Raw genomic sequence first — 13,325 nt, 5'->3', positions numbered from 1 at the left:
GCCTGCCGCCTCGTCGGCTGCCGCGGGCGCTGGCCCGGCGACGGCACCCGCACCGACCACGGCACCGGCCACAGCGCCGGAGCCGCGCAAGGGCACGCGCGTCGGCACCGCGGTCTGGGGGCTGATCGTGATCGCCGTCGGGCTGGGCGTGCTCGCCGTGTCGATGGGCGTGATCTTCGACCCGGGCGCCGCGCTCATCGGCGTCCTGGGTGTGGCCGGCGTGCTGCTCGTCGTCGGCTCGGTGATCTCCAGCGTCCGCCGGCGCTAGCCGCGGCGGGGCCCACCGGCCCCGCCGCACCGCCCGCCCTGACCGGGCGGGCTCCCGGTGCGAGGATGGCGCCGTGCGGATCACCCACGTGTCGGACACCTACCTCCCCCTGCTCGGCGGCATCGAGGCCCAGGTGAGCCGCCTGGCCGAGCAGCAGGCGGCCGCCGGCCACGCCGTCGAGGTCCTCACCACCACGCCCGCCGCCCGCGGGGCGCACGGCGTGACCACGTCCGTCGAGGGCGGCGTCACCGTGCACCGCATCGCCGCCCGGATCCCCGGCGGCTGGCCGATCCACCCGCGCTCCACCGCCCACGTGACCCGCCGCCTGCGCGAGGTCGTCGCGCGGGGCGAGCGACCCGACGTCGTGCACCTGCACATGGGCGTGCTCGCCCCGACCGTGCAGGCGGCGCTGCGCCCCGTCACCCGGCTGGGCCTGCCGGCCGTGCTCACCGTGCACAGCGTGTGGGGCGCGGCCACCCCGGCGCTCGCCGCGCTCGACAGAATGACCGGCTGGTCAGGTTGGCCGGTGCGGTGGACCGCCGTCAGCGAGCTCACCGCGGCTCCCCTGCGCCGGATCGTCGCCCGCCGCGGCGCCGACGTCGCCATCCTGCCCAACGGCCTCGACCTCGACACCTGGCGCGTGCCGCGCACCGAGCGCGCCGAGCGGCCGGAAGGTCCCGCCGTGCACGTCGTGTCCGCCGCACGGTTCGCCCCGCGCAAGCGGATGCTGCCGCTGCTGAAGGCTGTCGCCGACGCCGCAGCCCAGCTCCCGTCCGACGCCCTCGTCGTCACCCTCGCCGGGGACGGTCCCGAGCGCCCCGCCGCACTGCGGTTCGTCGCCGAGCAGGGCCTCGAGCGCGTCGTGGCGCTGCCCGGCCGGCTCACCGCGACCGAGCTCAAGCGGCTCTATGCGCGCGCCGACGTCTTCGCCGCGCCCGCCGTGGCCGAGGCGTTCGGGCTGGCCGCCCTCGAGGCGCAGGCTGCCGGGCTCACCGTGGTCACCCGGGCCGGTTCGGGCGTCGCCGAGCGCGTGCAGGACGGCGCGACCGGCCTCGTCGTGCCCGACGACGTCGCGCTGGCCACGGCCCTGGTACGCCTCGCGACCGAGCCCGCGCTGCTCGACGCGCTGCTGGCGGCGGCCACGGACCCGGCGTCGGCCATGGCGTGGCCCGAGGTGCTGGCGACCACCGAGCGCACCTACGCCGAGGCGGCGGCGCTCGCCAGGGCGTGACGCGGCGGAGGCCGGCGGCCCCTCGTCTTCGAACCCGACGTCGCTCGGCTTTCATGCCCCGCAAAGCCGAGAAACGTCGGGTTCGAGGACGAGCGGCCGCGGACGCCGCCCGCCGAGCCCCCGCGCCCGACAGTCGTCCACAGGCCCCGCCGAACGGCTGCGCCGGCACCGCGCCGCCGATAGCCTCCCCGGGTGAGCCCCAGCGAACCGGCGTCGACGCAGCCCGCCGGCCCCCTCGTCGTCCGGCAGTACCGCCGTGCCCGGGACGAGGTGGCTCCGTTCGCGCTGGTCATCGGCGTCGTCGCGGTGCCCGTCGTCGCCTGGGCCGTCTGGGCGAGCGGACCGGGGTGGCTGACCCCCGCCTACGTGGTGCTCGCGGCGCTCGGCACCGCGCTCGGCGTCATCGACGGGCGTACGCACCGGCTGCCCAACGCGCTGGTCTTCCCGCTGACGTGGGCCACGGCGCTCCTGCTCGCGCTCGCGGCGCTCGGCACCGGGCAGTGGGGCTCGCTCGGCAGGGCGGCGCTGGGTGCGCTGGCGTTCTTCGCGCTCTACCAGGTGCTCTACCTCGTGGCCCCGCGCGGCGGCATCGGCTACGGCGACGTGAAGCTGACCCTGAGCCTGGGCGCGGTGCTGGCGTGGCACTCGTGGGGCACGCTGCTGGGCGGCGTGTTCGCAGCGCACCTGCTGGCGGGCGTCGTCGCGATCGCGCTGCTGCTCGGGCGGCGCGCGGGGTGGAAGACCGGCATCGCGTTCGGCCCGTACATGCTGCTCGGTACCGTCGTCGGGCTCACGTGGGCGCGGCTGGTCGGGTTCTGACCGGAGACGGCCGCGGCCCCGCCCCACGAGGGGACGGGGCGGCAGGACGTCACTCCCACTCGATGGTCCCCGGCGGCTTGCTCGTCACGTCGAGCACCACGCGGTTGACCTCGCGGACCTCGTTGGTGATGCGGGTCGAGATCGTCGACAGCACGTCGTAGGGCAGGCGGGTCCAGTCGGCCGTCATCGCGTCCTCGGACGAGACGGGGCGCAGCACGATCGGGTGGCCGTAGGTGCGGCCGTCGCCCTGCACGCCCACCGAGCGGACGTCGGCGAGCAGCACCACGGGGCACTGCCAGATGTCGTGGTCGAGGCCGGCCTTGGTCAGCTCCTCGCGGGCGATCGCGTCGGCGCGGCGCAGGATCTCGAGGCGCTCGGCCGTGATCTCGCCGACGATGCGGATGCCGAGGCCCGGACCCGGGAACGGCTGGCGGGAGACGATCTCCTCCGGCACACCGAGCTCGCGGCCCACGGCGCGGACCTCGTCCTTGAACAGCGTCCGCAGCGGCTCGACGAGCTCGAAGTTCAGGTCGTCGGGCAGGCCGCCCACGTTGTGGTGGCTCTTGATGTTCGCGGCACCCTCGCCGCCGCCGGACTCGACGACGTCCGGGTACAGCGTGCCCTGCACGAGGAACTTGACTTCTTCCCCCGCCTCGCCTGCTTCTTCGATGATGTCCCGCTGCGCGTCCTCGAAGACGCGGATGAACTCGCGGCCGATGATCTTGCGCTTGGCCTCGGGGTCGCGCACGCCCGCGAGCGCCGTGAGGAACCGCTCCTTCTCGTCGCGGACGACGAGGTTGACGCCGGTGGAGGCGACGAAGTCGTTCTTGATCTGCTCGACCTCGCCCGCCCGCATGAGGCCGTGGTCGACGTGCACGCAGGTGAGCTGGTCGCCCACGGCGCGCTGGACCAGGGCCGCCGCGACGGCGGAGTCGACGCCGCCGGACAGCGCGCAGATGACGCGCGCGTCGCCGATCTGCGCCTTGATGGCGGCGACCTGGTCGGCGATGACGTTGCCGGCGGTCCAGTCGGGCTTCAGCCCCGCGCCCTCGTAGAGGAAGTGCTCGAGCACGGTCTGGCCGTGGGCGGAGTGCCGCACCTCGGGGTGCCACTGCACGCCGTAGAGGCGGCGGCGCGTGTCCTCGAACGCGGCGACGGGCGAACCCTCCGACGTCGCCAGCACCTCGAACCCGACGGGCGCCTTGTGCACGGCGTCGCCGTGGCTCATCCACGCGGTCTGGTGCTCGGGGGTGTCGGCGAGCAGCACGCCGGCGGCGCACACCTCGACCTCGGTGCCGCCGAACTCGCTCAGGCCGGTCTGCGCGACCTCGCCGCCGAGCGCCTGCGCCATCGCCTGGAAGCCGTAGCAGATGCCCATGACCGGCACACCGGCCTCGAACAGCTTGGGGTCGACGAACGGCGCACCCGTGGCGTACACGGACGACGGGCCGCCCGACAGGATGATCGCGGCCGGGTCCTTGGCGAGCATCTGCTCGACCGTGAACGTGTGGGGCACGATCTCCGAGTACACCTTCGCCTCACGCACGCGGCGGGCGATGAGCTGGGCGTACTGCGCGCCGAAGTCGACGACGAGGACCGGGCGGGGTGTGGGCGGGCTGTCCGGCTGACCGGGGCCGGCGGTGGCGGGAGACGTCACCGCCCCAGTCTATGTGCCCGACGGCGGCCGGGCGCCCCGCGAGGGTGTTACGTCTGGCACCCGGCTCGCGGTCACCACTCGGCGAACGACCCGTCGGCGTGCCGCCACACGGGGTTGCGCCACCTGTGCCCCTCGGCGGCGCGCTCGCGCACGTAGTCCTCGTCGACCTCGATGCCGAGGCCGGGTCCGCGCGGGATGGTGACCGACCCGTCGACGTAGTCGAAGACCGACGGGTCGACGAGGTAGTCGAGCAGGTCGTTCGAGGTGTTGTAGTGGATGCCGAGGCTCTGCTCCTGGATCACCGCGTTGTGGGCGACGGCGTCGAGCTGGAGGCACGCGGCGAGCGCGATCGGGCCGAGCGGGCAGTGCGGCGCGACGGCGATGTCGTAGGCCTCGGCCATCGCGGCGATCTTGCGCACCTCGGTGATGCCGCCCGCGTGGGACAGGTCGGGCTGCACCACGTCGACGACGCCGGACGTGATGACGCTCTTGAAGTCCCACCGGGAGAACAGCCGCTCGCCGAGCGCGACCGGCGTCGCCGAGCCGCGCAGCACGTCCGCGATGCCGTCGACGTGCTCCGAGAGCACGGGCTCCTCGACGAACAGGAGGTGGAACGGCGCCAGCGCGTCGAGCAGCACGCGGGCCATGGGGCGGTGCACGCGGCCGTGGAAGTCGACGCCGATGCCGACGTCCGGGCCGACGGCCTCGCGCACCGCCGACACGTTGGCGACCACCTTCTCGACCTTGGCGCGCGTGTCGAGGTACTGCAGCTCCTCGGGGCCGTTCATCTTGACCGCGGAGAACCCGCGCTCGACGGCGGCCCGTGCCTGGGCGGCGGTCTCGGCGGGCCGGTCGCCGCCGATCCACGAGTAGACCGTGATCCGGTCGCGCACCCGGCCGCCGAGCAGCTCGTGCACGGGCGCGCCGAGCGCCTTGCCGGTGATGTCCCAGAGCGCCTGGTCGATGCCGGCCAGCGCGCTCATGTGCAGGCCGCCGCCCCGGTAGAACCCCGAGCGGTAGAGCACGGTCCAGTGCTCCTCGATGCGGCGCGGGTCCCGGCCGACGAGGTAGTCGCTGAGCTCCTCGACGAGCGCCGCGACGGTGGCCGCCCGGCCCTCGAGCGTGGCCTCGCCCCAGCCGACGACGCCGGTGTCGGTCTCGATCCGCACGAACAGCCACCGGGGCGGCACGGCGAACGTCGTCACGGAGGTGATCTTCACGGGGGTCCTTCCGGGGTGGGGGTGGGATCGCCGCTCGCTGAGATCTGGTGTTGGCGGCGAGATCTGGTCGTGCACGGCCAGATCTCGCCGCGAACACCAGATCTCGGCGGCGGTGCGGGGCCGGGCACCAGATCTCAGCGGCGAGGAGTGGGCGGTGGACGCGGCTCACGGGGACGCGCGGGCCGTGTGCCAGGCGGTGACCAGCGCTGCCGCACGGTCGGCGACCACCGACGCCCCGTCGCCCGGGCGGTACAACGACGTGCCGATCCCGGCGCCGGCCGCGCCCGCGCGGGCCCAGTCCGCGAGATTGTCGGCGTCGACGCCACCGACCGGCACGAGGCCCGTGCCCGCGGGGAGCACGCTCGCCCACGCCCGCATGCCGTCGACGCCGACCGCCGCGCTCGGGAACAGCTTGACCGCGCGCGCCCCGGCGTCGAGCGCGACGAACGCCTCGGTCGGCGTCGCGGCCCCGGGGTAGCTCTCGAGGCCGAGACGTACGGTCTCGGCGACGACGTCGGCCCGCGTGTTCGGCGACACGATGAGCGACGCCCCGGCGTCGGCGGCCCGGCGGACGTCGTCGGGCGTGAGCACGGTGCCGGCCCCGACCCGGCTGCCAGCGGGGGCCGCGGAGCGGATGCGGCGGATCGACTCCAGCGGGTCGGGCGAGTTGTACGGCACCTCGACGGCGTCAAAGCCCACGTCGAGCACCGCCGCGGCGATCTCGACGGCCTCGTCCGGGGTCACGCCGCGGAGGATGGCGACGAGCCCGGTGTCGGGGTAGGTCATGCGGTCTCCTCGGGGTCGGGGACGGGCACGAGGCCCGCGTCACGGGCGACGCGCCACAGCCCGGCGACGGCGGCCTCCGGGCCGACGACGCGCACGCTCGCACCGTGCCGCTCGAGCGCGTGGCGGTACCGGTCGGCGGTGGACCCGGGCCCGCACAGCGCGACGACGCCGGTCACGCCGCGGAGCCCGTGCCGCACCTCGGCGCCCACGAGCAGGCCGGACACGTAGTCCGCGACGTCCGCGGGGTCGAGCCGGCCCGCGAGCACGAGCGTGCGCGCGGTGAACAGCAGCGCGGGCAGGCCACGGTCGTCGCCGTGGTCGCGCTCGGTGTCCAGCCCGCGCACGAAGGCGGCGCCGACCTCCGGCCCCGGGTCGCCCTCCGCGAGCCGCGCGAGGATGCTCCCCCGCAGCAGCAGTCCGTACAGCTCGCCGGTCATGGCGGTGGTGAACCCGGTGACGCGGCCGTCGTCCAGCCGCACCCACTTCGAGTGCGTGCCGGGCAGCACCACGGTCGACGGCGGGTCGTCCGACGTCGCGAGCACCCCGGCGAGCTGCACCTCCTCGCCCCGCAGGACGTCGGGGTCGGCGCCCGTGACCCGCAGCCCCGGTACGAGGTGCACCGTGACGCCGTCGGCGGACACGGCCGTGAGCCGGCCGGCGAGCCCGTCGAGCGTCGCCGGGACGTCGAGATAGCCGGCCTCGGCCCACCCGTGGTTCGACCCGGCCATGCCGGCGCAGAGCACCGGCAGGCCAGGGTGTGCGGCGAGCCAGGGTCCGCACCGCGCCGTGAACACTGCCTCGAACGCCCGGGCGCGCGCCGCGGCGGGGGCGGTGCCGCTCGGAGCGGCGGTGGTGTCACCGCCGTCGTCCGGCGAGCGAGCTGCGGCCGCGCCCGCCGAGACCGCGAGCACCCCGTCATCGGACCGGACCGCGTCGAGCACCGCGCCGGTGCCGTCCAGCAGCCAGGCGCGGAACGTGGTGGTGCCCCAGTCGAGGGCGACGAGCGCGGCGTCGGGCATGTCCGGGACGGTAGGCCGGGCGTCCCGATCGCGGGAACCGCGTCCCCATAATCGGGACGGTACGGTGCGACGGTGACCACCGCACCGACGCCGCCGCCCGGCACCCAGACGCTCGCGCGCGGGATCGCCGTCGTCGACGCCGTGGCCCGCGGCCGCACCCGGCTCCGGGAGATCGCGGAGGAGACGGGCGTCGGCCGCAGCACCACGCACCGGCTGCTCCAGCTCCTGCGCGCCACCGGCTACCTCCGCCTGCTCGACGACGGCGCGTACGCCCTCGGCCCCGCACTGATCCAGCTCGGCTACCAGGCGCTGCAGGAGAACCCGGTGACGGCGGTCGCCGCGCCGGTCCTGCGGGCGCTCGCCGAGCGCGTGCGCGACACCGTGCACCTCGCGATCGAGGACAGGGGGCAGGTGCTCTACCTCGAGAAGATCCCCGGGACGCGCGGCGCCGTGATGCGCTCGCAGATCGGGCACCGCATGCCGCTGACCCGCACGGGCATCGGCAAGGCCCTGCTGCTGGACAGCCCGGACCGCTGGCGCGATCAGTTCCGCGCCGAGCGGCCGGCCGCCGCGGACGACGGGCTGGACCGCGACGTTCTCACCGCCGACGCGTTCGTCGAGGTCATGCGGGCCTCGGCGGCTCGTGGGGTGGCGTTCGACCTCGAGGAGAACGAGCCGGGGATCCTCTGCGTCGCGGCGCCGGTCCGGGACGCGTCGGGCGGCATCGTCGCGGCCGTGAGCATCACCGCGACGCGCCCGTTCATGCCGCCCGAGCGGCTCGAGGCGCTGGTCCCGGTGGTCCGTGAGGCGGCGGGCCGGGTGTCGGCGGGCCTGGGCGCGCCGGCGGGCACGTAGGCGCCCGGCGGGCCGGCTGCTCGGCTCGGCTGGTAGCTGGTGCCGACCGGCGAGATCTGGTGTTCGCGTCGAGATCTGGCTGTGCGCGACCAGATCTCGACGCCGACACCAGATCTCAGCGGCTCGCCCCGGGTCGGGCAGCAGCCTCTACTCGTGCTGCCAGCTGTGCCACAGGCGCGCGTACTCGCCGCCCGCGGCGACCAGCTCCTCGTGCGGGCCGATCTCCGTGATGCGGCCGGCGTCGAGCACCGCGACGCGGTCGGCGTCGTGGGCCGTGTGCAGCCGGTGGGCGATCGCCACGACCGTGCGCCCCTCGAGCACCGCGTTGAGCGAGCGCTCGAGATGCCGGGCGGCGCGCGGGTCGAGCAGCGACGTGGCCTCGTCGAGCACGAGCGTGTGCGGGTCGAGCAGCACGAGCCGCGCGAGGGCGATCTGCTGGGCCTGTGCGGGCGTGAGCTTGTGCCCGCCGGAGCCCACCTCGGTGGCGAGCCCCTCGTCGAGCGCCTCGACCCACCCGTGCGCGTCGACGGCGCGCAGGGCGTCCATGAGCTCGTCGTCGTCCGCGTCGATCTTGGCCAGGCGCAGGTTGTCGGCGAGGGTGCCCACGAACACGTGGTGCTCCTGGGTCACGAGCGCGACGTGCCTGCGCAGGTCCTCGAGCGGCAGGTCGACGAGCGGTACGCCTCCGACCCGCACGCTGCCGCCCGTGGGCGGGTGGATGCCCGCGAGCATGCGGCCGAGCGTCGACTTGCCCGATCCCGACGGGCCGACGACCGCCAGCCGCTCCCCCACCCGCAGGTCGAGGTCGATGCCGTGCAGCACGTCGGTGCCCTCGCGGTAGGCGTAGCGCACCTGCTCGCCGCGCACCTGCTCGTCGGTCGGCACGGCGCCGCTCGCGGTGCGGTCGGTCGGCACGAGCCGGACACCGATGATGCGCGACAGGGACGTGGCGGCGACCTGGATCTCGTCGAGCCAGAAGATCAGCTCCCAGACCGGCCCCTGGAGCTGGTAGGTGTACATGACGATGCTCGCCACCATGCCGAACGTGACCATGCCCTCCGACGCGAGGAAGCAGCCCCACACGAGCACGGAGATCGGCGCGATCATGAACGCGAAGTCCACGCCGGGGAACAGCACGGTGCGCAGGAACAGCGTGCCCCGCTCGGCCTGGAACGCCTCCTGAAGATCCTCGTCGCCGCGGGCCGTGCGCCGGCGTCCGATCTTCAGCGCGTCCACCGTGCGGGCGCCCTCGACGGACTCGGTGACGGTGCCGTCGAGCCGCGCGTACGCCGCCGACTCCCGCTGGTAGGCGGGCGTCGCGCGCTTGAGGTACCAGCGCGCCGTGACGACGAGCACGGGCACGCCGACGAGCATCCCGACGGCCACGAGAGGCGCCACCACGAAGCTCACGGCGATGGTGAGCACCAGGCTCACGACGGCGATCACGAGGCGCGGCACGCCGAACCGCACGGCGTTCTGGATGCGGCTGACGTCGCGCGTCGTGCGGGCGATGAGGTCACCCGTCCCGGCCGTCTCCACCGTCGACAGCGGCAGCGACGTCACCGTCTCGACGAACTCCTCGCGCATGTCGGCGAACACGGTCTCGCCGAACACCATGGCCCGGCGCTGCGCGAAGCGCGTGATGAGCGACTGCAGCACGATGGCGCCGACCGCGAGCAGCACGAGGTTGCGCGCGGCCTCGAGCGTCGTGCCCCGCGTCACCCCGTCCACGAGGCGGCCCAGCACGAACGGCCCCACGAGGCCCGCCACGGCGGCCACCGTGTTGGCCACGGTGATGACGACCAGCGGCGTGCGGTGCCGCCCCAGCAGCCGGCGCGTGTACGCCCAGGTCTCGGCGGCGTCGGCGATCGGCAGGATCTTCCCCGAGCTCATGCCGTGCCTCCTTCCTGTGCGTTCGCGCCCAGCAGGGCGTCGAGCTCCTGGTCCAGCTCGGTGTCGTCGTCCTCGGCCAGCGAGCGGCCGACCACGCGCCGGTAGCGCGCGGCCTCCTGCCCGCCCGGCGCGTCCGGCGGGAGGTCGAGCAGCTCGCGGTGCGTGCCGCGCGCCGCGACCGTGCCGTCGTCGAGGAAGAGCACCTCGTCCACGTGGTCGAGCACGAGCGGGCTGGCCGTGACGATCAGCGTCGTGCGCCCGCGGCGCCACTCGGTCAGCCGCTGCGCGATGCGCGCCTCGGTGTGCGCGTCCACCGCGGACGTCGGCTCCACGAGCACGAGGATCTCCGGGTCGGTGACGAGCGCCCGCGCGAGCGCGACGCGCTGCCGCTGACCGCCCGACAGCGAGCGCCCCTTCTCCGGGATCTCGCCCTCGATGCCGTCCGGCAGCGACTCCAGCACGTCGTGCGCGTCGGCGACGTGCATCGCGCGCAGCAGGGCCGCGCGGTCGGCGGCGTCGCGCACGTCGAGCTCGCCGGCGAGCCGGCCGGAGAACAGGGCAGGCGTCGCGTCGGCCACGACGACCCGCTCCCGCAGCTCCTGCTTGTCCAGGTCGGCCAGCCGGACGCCGCCGAGCGTGACCGGGGTGTCCGTCTCGGCCTCGTCGTCGAACCGGCCCATCCGGACGGCGACGCGTGCCGACTCGTCCGGGTCGGCACTGACGAGCGCCAGGACGCGGCCGGGCTCGAGGGTGACACCCGTCGTCTCGTCGACCAGCGGGACGTGGGCGGGCGGCATCGCGGCCGACGAGCCGGTCGCCCCCGTCGCCGGGACCACCTGCAGCACCTTGACCACCTTGCCCGCGGCCACGTGCGCCTTGGTCACGACGTTGACCGACTGCACGAGCAGGTGCACCGGCCAGGACAGGAACGACGCATAGCCGTAGAACGCGACGAGCTGGCCCGTGCTGATGCGCCCGGCGAGGGCCTCGGCCGCGCCGAGGTAGACGACCAGCGCGATGAAGAGGCCGGGCAGCAGCACCTGCAGGGCGTCGAGCACCGACTGCGTCCCGGCGACGTCGACCCCCGCCTGCCGCACCCTCTGCGACTGGTCGCGGTAGCGGCCCGTGAAGACCTTCTCGCCGCCGATGCCGCGCAGGATGCGCAGGCCGGAGACGGTGTCGGCGCCGAGCGTGGTCAGCCGGCCCTGCGCGTCGCGCTGCTTCTTCTGGTGCTTCTGCAGCGGCTTGACCAGCAGGGCGAGGATCGCGGCGACGACAGGCAGGCCGAGCGCGATGACGAGGCCGAGCGTGAGCGACTGCCGCAGCATGAGCACCACGACGATCGTGTACGTCGCGACGCTGCCGATCGTCTGCCCGAGGACGGCGAAGACCTCGCCGATCCGCATCGTGTCGTTGGCGACGGACGAGACGACCTCGCCGGTCGGCAGCTCCTTGGTGATGTTGTGTCCCGACCGCGCGACGGTTCGGGTCACGAGCTGGGAGGTGCGGAAGGCGGCGTGCATCCACGCCGTGATGTCCCAGCGGTGGCCGATCGCGTTCGAGGCGATCCACACGATCCCGACGCCCGCCATGACGGCCGCCCAGGTCCACGTGGTCCGGCTCAGACCGGACTCCGTCGCGCTGTCGATGATGTGGCCCACCAGGTAGGGCTGGAACGAGCTGCACGTGAACCCGAGCACCCCGAAGAACATGGCGCCGGCCAGCACGCGGGCCTGCTTGCGGGCCAGCCACAGCAGGAGCGTGACGGGGCCGCGCAGCGGCGGCGTGCCGGGATCGGCGAAGGGGAGGGAGCGCACGACCACCACGGTACGGACGACCACTGACACTGATCCACGCTTTATCCCCAGGCCGGCGACGGCCGGTCCGGGGAGCGTCGGGGACGGCCTATCCTCGAGGGGTGAGCACCCCGCAGACCGCACCCGAGATCTCCGCCGAGGCGGCGGCCACCGCGATCCGCAAGGCGCGCGGCGCGATGTCCCGCTACCGCTTCATGGCGCTCGTCACCGGCGTCATGCTGCTCGTCCTCTGCGTCGAGCTCGGCATCAAGTACGGCCTGGGTGCCGTCACGGACGTCGACGGCATCCTGCCGTTCATCGCGTGGGTGCCGTTCGCGCACGGGTGGATCTACGTCGTCTACCTCGTCACGGTCGCGGACCTGTGGTCGAAGATGCGCTGGGGCTTCGGCCGCCTGGTCACGATGGTGATCGCCGGCGTCGTCCCCGTCATGTCGTTCGTGCTCGAGAAGAAGATCCACGGCGAGGCCGAGGCCAAGCTCGCCGCCCTCGAGGCGCGCTACCTCTCCTGACCCCGGCGGCCGGGGGCCCACGGACCGGTCGCCGCGCGCAACCACGTCGGACGGCCTGTTTCAATGCGAGGGTGAACTCCGACGCCCCGGTGAACGCACACCCCTTCGACGCCATCACCGCCGCCGACCTCCGCGCGGCGGGCAGCCTCAAGTGGACGGCCTACCCGGACGCGCTCGGCGCCTGGGTCGCCGAGGCCGACTTCCCCGTGGCGCCGCCGGTCGCCGCCGCGCTGCACGCCGCCGTCGACCGCGGCCTGCTCGGCTACCTCCCGCCCGCGCTGGTCCGGACCACGAGCGAGGCGTACGCGTCGTTCGCCGCCGACCGGTACGGCTGGGCCGTCGACCCGGCGCGCGTACGGCCCGCCTCCGACGTGCTCACGGTGCTCGAGCACACCATCCGGCACTTCTCGCGGCCCGGGTCGCCCGTCATCGTGCCCACGCCGTCGTACATGCCGTTCCAGACGCTGCCCGGCGAGCTGGGCCGCGAGGTCTTGCAGGTGCCGATGGTGCGCGACGCGTCCGGCCGCTACACCTACGACCTCGACGCGCTCGACGCCGCCTTCGCGGCGGGCGGGCACGTCCTGATCGTCTGCAACCCGCACAACCCCATCGGCCGGGTGCTCGAGCCCGCCGAGATGCTCGCGGTCGCCGAGGTCGTCGACCGGCACGGAGGGCGCGTCTTCTCGGACGAGATCCACGCCCCGCTGGTCCACCCCGGCCGCCGCCACGTGCCGTACGCGTCGCTCAGTGCCACGACGGCGGGGCACACCGTGACCGCGACCTCGGCGTCGAAGGCGTGGAACCTGCCCGGCCTCAAGTGCGCGCAGATCGTGCTCTCGAACGACGCCGACGTGAAGCTCTGGGACGAGGTGGGCGAGCGCACGGAGATCGGCGCCTCGACCCTCGGCGTCGTCGCGGCCGCCGCCGCGTACACGGAGGGCCGCGACTGGCTGGACGACGTCATCGGCTACGTGCACGGCAACGCCACCCGGCTGGCCGAGCTGCTCGACGGCTCGGGCATCGGCTACCGGCCGCCCGAGGGCACCTACCTCGCGTGGCTCGACTGCCGCGATCTCGACCTGCCGGGCGAGAGCCCCGCCGCGTACTTCCGGGAGCACGCGGGCGTCGTGGTCGTCGACGGTGCGGCCTGCGGCGACGCGGGCCGCGGGTTCGTGCGCTTCAACCTGGGCATGCCGCGCCCGCTCCTGGAGCAGGCGGTCGGCCAGATGCTGGAGAGCCTGCCGCGCTGAC

At 74.5% G+C, this 13,325-nt stretch carries 12 protein-coding genes; 6 read left to right on the top strand and 6 right to left on the bottom strand.

What is annotated here, in order from left to right:
• The 3 genes from HLB15_RS05390 to HLB15_RS24000 form a co-directional block, all read left to right on the top strand.
• The coding region (locus HLB15_RS05390; protein ID WP_171104236.1) for a hypothetical protein at positions 1-268 on the top strand (268 nt) is incomplete at its 5' end.
• Between the two features lie 73 nt (positions 269-341).
• Positions 342-1,499, top strand: a complete 1,158-nt coding sequence (locus HLB15_RS05385) for a glycosyltransferase family 4 protein (RefSeq protein ID WP_171104279.1) — start codon at positions 342-344, stop codon at positions 1,497-1,499.
• Positions 1,500-1,691: 192 nt separating this feature from the next.
• A complete protein-coding gene (locus tag HLB15_RS24000) occupies positions 1,692-2,318 on the top strand; it encodes a prepilin peptidase (RefSeq protein ID WP_171104278.1) in 627 nt (208 codons plus the stop codon).
• 49 nt (positions 2,319-2,367) lie between these two features.
• On the opposite strand, the gene guaA is transcribed toward HLB15_RS24000, so the two are convergent.
• From guaA to HLB15_RS05360, 4 genes are all read right to left on the bottom strand, one after another.
• Complete coding sequence (guaA, locus tag HLB15_RS05375) at positions 2,368-3,975, bottom strand: glutamine-hydrolyzing GMP synthase (RefSeq protein ID WP_171104277.1); 1,608 nt, start codon at positions 3,973-3,975, stop codon at positions 2,368-2,370.
• A 71-nt stretch (positions 3,976-4,046) separates the two neighbouring features.
• Positions 4,047-5,270, bottom strand: a complete 1,224-nt coding sequence (gene dgoD, locus HLB15_RS05370) for a galactonate dehydratase (RefSeq protein WP_268240987.1) — start codon at positions 5,268-5,270, stop codon at positions 4,047-4,049.
• Between the two features lie 90 nt (positions 5,271-5,360).
• On the bottom strand, positions 5,361-5,981 hold the full coding sequence (locus tag HLB15_RS05365) for a 2-dehydro-3-deoxy-6-phosphogalactonate aldolase (protein WP_171104275.1): 621 nt from the start codon (positions 5,979-5,981) through the stop codon (positions 5,361-5,363).
• Positions 5,978-7,000 (bottom strand): 2-dehydro-3-deoxygalactonokinase, encoded by a 1,023-nt coding sequence (locus tag HLB15_RS05360; protein ID WP_171104274.1) that lies wholly within the window; start codon positions 6,998-7,000, stop codon positions 5,978-5,980. Before HLB15_RS05360 ends, HLB15_RS05365 begins: the two co-directional genes overlap by 4 nt.
• 72 nt (positions 7,001-7,072) lie before the next feature.
• Here HLB15_RS05360 and HLB15_RS24705 point away from each other — a divergent pair, with 72 nt between their 5' ends.
• Positions 7,073-7,855 carry an IclR family transcriptional regulator gene (locus HLB15_RS24705; protein WP_171104273.1) on the top strand — a complete coding sequence of 261 codons (783 nt, stop codon included), beginning with the start codon at positions 7,073-7,075 and terminating at the stop codon, positions 7,853-7,855.
• Between the two features lie 147 nt (positions 7,856-8,002).
• On the opposite strand, the gene HLB15_RS05350 is transcribed toward HLB15_RS24705, so the two are convergent.
• Entirely contained in the window at positions 8,003-9,748 is a 1,746-nt protein-coding gene (locus HLB15_RS05350; RefSeq protein WP_171104272.1) for an ABC transporter ATP-binding protein, read from the bottom strand.
• Entirely contained in the window at positions 9,745-11,565 is a 1,821-nt protein-coding gene (locus tag HLB15_RS05345; RefSeq protein ID WP_171104271.1) for an ABC transporter ATP-binding protein, read from the bottom strand. Before HLB15_RS05345 ends, HLB15_RS05350 begins: the two co-directional genes overlap by 4 nt.
• A 101-nt stretch (positions 11,566-11,666) precedes the next feature.
• Here HLB15_RS05345 and HLB15_RS05340 point away from each other — a divergent pair, with 101 nt between their 5' ends.
• Positions 11,667-12,074 carry a DUF3817 domain-containing protein gene (locus HLB15_RS05340; protein WP_171104270.1) on the top strand — a complete coding sequence of 136 codons (408 nt, stop codon included), beginning with the start codon at positions 11,667-11,669 and terminating at the stop codon, positions 12,072-12,074.
• Positions 12,075-12,145: 71 nt separating this feature from the next.
• Entirely contained in the window at positions 12,146-13,324 is a 1,179-nt protein-coding gene (locus HLB15_RS05335) for a MalY/PatB family protein (RefSeq protein ID WP_229784945.1), read from the top strand.
• Position 13,325 lies beyond the last annotated feature (1 nt).

The sequence above is a fragment of the Promicromonospora citrea genome (assembly GCF_013004695.1).
In the GTDB taxonomy this organism is placed as follows: domain Bacteria; phylum Actinomycetota; class Actinomycetes; order Actinomycetales; family Cellulomonadaceae; genus Promicromonospora; species Promicromonospora citrea.
This window is presented reverse-complemented; position numbering and strand designations above follow the sequence as displayed.

What these genes read in the sequence shown, in the direction of transcription:
- HLB15_RS05365 (WP_171104275.1), bottom strand. Translation starts at nt 5,981, where the DNA reads ATGACCTACCCCGACACCGGGCTCGTCGCCATCCTCCGCGGCGTGACC.
- HLB15_RS05360 (WP_171104274.1), bottom strand. Translation starts at nt 7,000, where the DNA reads ATGCCCGACGCCGCGCTCGTCGCCCTCGACTGGGGCACCACCACGTTC.
- HLB15_RS05350 (WP_171104272.1), bottom strand. Translation starts at nt 9,748, where the DNA reads ATGAGCTCGGGGAAGATCCTGCCGATCGCCGACGCCGCCGAGACCTGG.